This is a genomic window from Brevundimonas sp. (assembly GCF_023259385.1).
In the GTDB taxonomy this organism is placed as follows: Bacteria; Pseudomonadota; Alphaproteobacteria; order Caulobacterales; family Caulobacteraceae; genus Brevundimonas.
On the sequence record NZ_JAHFPF010000130.1, the window covers coordinates 1 to 3,374 of the forward strand.

Sequence of the window (3,374 nt, forward strand, 5' to 3'; positions counted from 1 at the left end):
TACAGGCGAGACGGTCGAGGCGGGCGGGCGCGCCAGCGTCGTCGTCACCGAGGACGGCCAGCGGCACGCCATGGAGCATCTGTTCCAGCGTCCGGACGCGCCGCGCGAGGTCCACGTCTGGACCATGACCCTGGATGGCGCCGACCGGGCGCTGGCGGAGCAGATCGCCCAGTCGGTCGACGTCCGCTAGGCGTCAGCTCTCCGACCAGACCGCCAGCTCGGTGCCCGCCGGATCGCGGAAGTGGAACCGCCGCCCGCCGGGGAAGGCGAAGATCGGCTTCAGGATGGTCCCGCCCGCGGCCTCGACCCTGGCCTGCATGGCCTCGATGTCGTCCGCCCAGAGCACCGGCAGGGGCGTCTTCGTGTCATCCGGAGCGGCGTGGGCGTTGAAGCCGCCGTCCAGCCCCTCGTTGAACGCCGCGTACTCCGGCCCGTAGTCGACGAACGTCCAGCCGAAGGCCGCGCCGTAGAAGGCCTTCACCGTCGGCATGTCGCCGCCCGGCAGTTCGAAATAGTCCAGCTTTCCGTCTTCACGCATTGGGGTGTGTCCTGTTGTGGATCGCCATCCGACACACCCCGTTGTGACCCCGTGCGGCGGCCGGCGAAAGGGCCGACCGCGGCGCTTTCGGCTTTTTCCACCGTCCCGCTTGCCAGCCGTTCAAATCCGGGCAAACTTGCAAATCGTTCGCAATCGCAGGAGTCGGCCGATGATCGTGCTGACCACAGGACAGGCTTCCATCACCCGCCTGATGCGCGCGGACGCCGCCCCGCGGTCACAGCACCTCGCGTCGCGCCAGATGGACGGTCATCAAGACCAGGGCGACCAGTCCCAGGCCGCCGCCCAGGCTCAGGGCCGTGTTCACCCGCCAGGCTTCCGTGGCTAGCATGTTGACCGGCATCTGCCAGGGCAGGAAGACGCCCTGCTTGGCCGCGGTCGCCACCACGGCGAAGAAGGTGCCGCCGATCCCGACGACCAGGCCCGGCACGAAGCTGGCGTAGCGCAGCGCGATCCACAGCTGGATCGCGACCATCAGCAGCCCCGCGCCGAACATCATGGCCATGACGCGGGCGTACTGCGCCAGGTCGAACGGTCCGGTGGCGGCCACGGCCGGCTTGATCGCGCCGGCCAGGCTCACCGCCGCCCAGCTGAACGCCAGCACCGCCGCGCTCATCAGGGCCAGCAGGGCCAGCACGCAGATCGCCTTGGCCGCGTACAGCTTCCAGCGGGGCAGGGGTAGGGCGCGCAGGTGGTCCCAGCTCTTCGGGCCATGCTCCATGTGCGCCACCAGGGCGGTCAGGGCCGTCACGCTCATCGGCATCATGAAGAAGGCCCAGACGCCGGCGGCGCTGTTCATCCACATGTCCCAGGGCTGGGCGCTGGTGCTGCGCAGCAGCATGAAGAAGCCGAACACCGCGATCAGCGAGGGCGCGGCGACGGCGAGGAGGGCGGCCAGCGAGCGGTTCAGCTTGCGGGCTTCGACGGACAGGACGGCGAGCATCAGACGGTCTCCGGCTGGAGGTTGGAGGCGGGGGAGGAAACGTCGCGGTAGATGCCTTCCAGCGACCGGGCGCGCGGCCCGATGGCGAAGACGGCCAGGTCGGCCTCGACCAGCGCGCGGTTCAGGGCGGCGGAGGCGGAGCGGGCGTCCTCGCCGGGTTTCAGGCGCGCCACCGCGCCGCCCTCGCCCAGGGTCAGGTCGAAGCCGCGGGCCTTGGCCAGCGCCGCGGCGCGGGGCAGGTCGTCGGTCTGGAAGGCGATCTCGGGGGCCAGTTCGGCCTTCAGCCGTTCCAGCTCGCCCTCCAGCACCAGACGGCCCTCGCTGAGGATTCCCACGTGCGTCGCCGTCTGCTCGATCTCACCCAGCAGGTGGCTGGACAGCAGCACCGTCGCCCCGGTCCGCTCGGGCAGGGCGCGCAGGAAGCGGCGCATGTCGGCGATGCCGTCCGGGTCCAGCCCGTTGGTCGGCTCGTCCAGGATCAGCACCGGCGGCGCGCCCAGCATGGCCCGGGCCAGGCCCAGGCGCTGCCGCATCCCCAGCGAGAAGTCGCTGACCGGCTTACCGGCGTGCTCGCGCATCTCGACCACGTCCAGCACCCGGTCGATCTCGGTCTTGGGCAGGCCCAGCAGGGTCCGCGTCAGGTCCAGGTTCTCGCGGCCGGACAGGTTCACATAGAAGCCGTGCGCCTCCAGCAGCGCCCCGACCCGCCGCGCGGCGGCCAGCCGGTCCCGGGCCACATCGACGCCGGCGACCCGGGCCGCGCCCGAGGTCGGGGCGATCAGGCCCAGCAGCATCTTCAGCGTCGTCGTCTTGCCCGCGCCGTTGCGGCCCAGGAAGCCGTAGACGGCCTTGTCCGGCACGGTCATCGACACGGCGTCGACGGCCAGATGGCGTTTGAACCGGCGCGTCAGGGCGCGGGTTTCAATGGCGGCGTTCATGGTCGGCGCTCTCGATTCGTTTAACTCTCATATAAAGTTGCGAAGCTCTCGTCTTTAAGTCAAGATTAAAGACAAGACAGAATCCGGAGACCCTCATGGCCGCTGCCGACATCGACCGCTTCCGCCTGCGCTGCCGCCAGTTCCGCTGGCTGTCGATCTTCATGGTGTGCAGCGTCGGGGCCCTGATGGCGCTGGCCTATGTCGTCGCCCCGGTCATCGCCTGGACGCGCGGGATGATGGGCTACCCTGACGTGCTGCAGGGCACGCTGCAGTACGGCCTGCCGGCCTTCTGCTACCTGTTCGGGGTCTGGTCCATCGGGACGGGCGTGGGCCAGATCGGCAAGGGGCGGCTGATCCAGCCGACCCTCGCCTCGACCCTGCGGCGCGTCGGCCTGGCGCTCGGCGTCGGCGGGGTGCTCAGCGTCTTCATCGTGACCAACCTGATGCGCGTCCTGCACATGGGGCAGGGCGGCTTTCTGAATTTCGACGTGGAGGGTATGACGCTGGGGATGATCGGCGGCGCCCTGTTCCTGCTGGGCCGGGTGATCGAACAGGCGGGCAAGGTCCAGGCCGAGCTGGACGAAATGATCTGATGCCCATCCGCGTGACCCTCGACCAGCTGATCGTCCGCAAGGGCCTGAAGGCCCGCGACCTCGCCCAGCAGGTCGGTCTCAGCGAGACCCAGCTGTCCCTGTTCCGCTCGGGCAAGGTGAAGGGCATCCGCTTCCGCACCCTGGCCAAGCTGTGCGCGGCGCTGGAGTGCCGGCCTGCGGACCTGCTGGACTACGACTTCGACCCCGGGGATCTGCTGGGGGATGAAGAGGAGTGACGCTTCTCCCTCCCCTTATGGGGAGGGTGGACCGCGAAGCGGGACGGGTGGGGAACCGCGCGCTCGGATACGCGCCCCACCCTGTCGCCGCTTCGCGCCGACATCCCT

The 3,374-nt window shown here is 69.7% G+C and carries 6 protein-coding genes; 3 read left to right on the forward strand and 3 right to left on the reverse strand.

The genetic code is table 11. The features are described from left to right. A partial coding sequence (locus tag Q0C81_RS10950) for a hypothetical protein (protein ID WP_291837458.1) occupies window positions 1-190 on the forward strand: 190 nt, incomplete at its 5' end. 3 nt (window positions 191-193) lie between these two features. Here the strand turns inward: Q0C81_RS10950 and Q0C81_RS10955 are convergent. The 3 genes from Q0C81_RS10955 to Q0C81_RS10965 all read right to left on the reverse strand — a co-directional run bounded on the left by Q0C81_RS10955 (window position 194) and on the right by Q0C81_RS10965 (window position 2,437). Continuing rightward, window positions 194-538: a VOC family protein gene (locus Q0C81_RS10955; RefSeq protein WP_291837460.1), complete on the reverse strand. Its 345-nt coding sequence runs from the start codon at window positions 536-538 to the stop codon at window positions 194-196. A gap of 235 nt (window positions 539-773) precedes the next feature. Further along, window positions 774-1,499 (reverse strand): ABC transporter permease, encoded by a 726-nt coding sequence (locus Q0C81_RS10960; RefSeq protein WP_291837463.1) that lies wholly within the window; start codon window positions 1,497-1,499, stop codon window positions 774-776. Then, the gene (locus Q0C81_RS10965; RefSeq protein ID WP_291837465.1) at window positions 1,499-2,437 is read right to left on the reverse strand and encodes an ABC transporter ATP-binding protein; all 939 of its coding nucleotides are present in this window, start codon (window positions 2,435-2,437) and stop codon (window positions 1,499-1,501) included. The genes Q0C81_RS10960 and Q0C81_RS10965 overlap by 1 nt, the downstream gene beginning before the upstream one ends. A gap of 95 nt (window positions 2,438-2,532) precedes the next feature. Here Q0C81_RS10965 and Q0C81_RS10970 point away from each other — a divergent pair, with 95 nt between their 5' ends. Both Q0C81_RS10970 and Q0C81_RS10975 read left to right on the forward strand, forming a co-directional pair. Beyond that, window positions 2,533-3,030, forward strand: a complete 498-nt coding sequence (locus Q0C81_RS10970; protein WP_291837467.1) for a DUF2975 domain-containing protein — start codon at window positions 2,533-2,535, stop codon at window positions 3,028-3,030. Beyond that, window positions 3,030-3,266 carry a helix-turn-helix transcriptional regulator gene (locus Q0C81_RS10975; protein ID WP_291837469.1) on the forward strand — a complete coding sequence of 79 codons (237 nt, stop codon included), beginning with the start codon at window positions 3,030-3,032 and terminating at the stop codon, window positions 3,264-3,266. Before Q0C81_RS10970 ends, Q0C81_RS10975 begins: the two co-directional genes overlap by 1 nt. The last annotated feature ends 108 nt before the right edge of the window (window positions 3,267-3,374 follow it).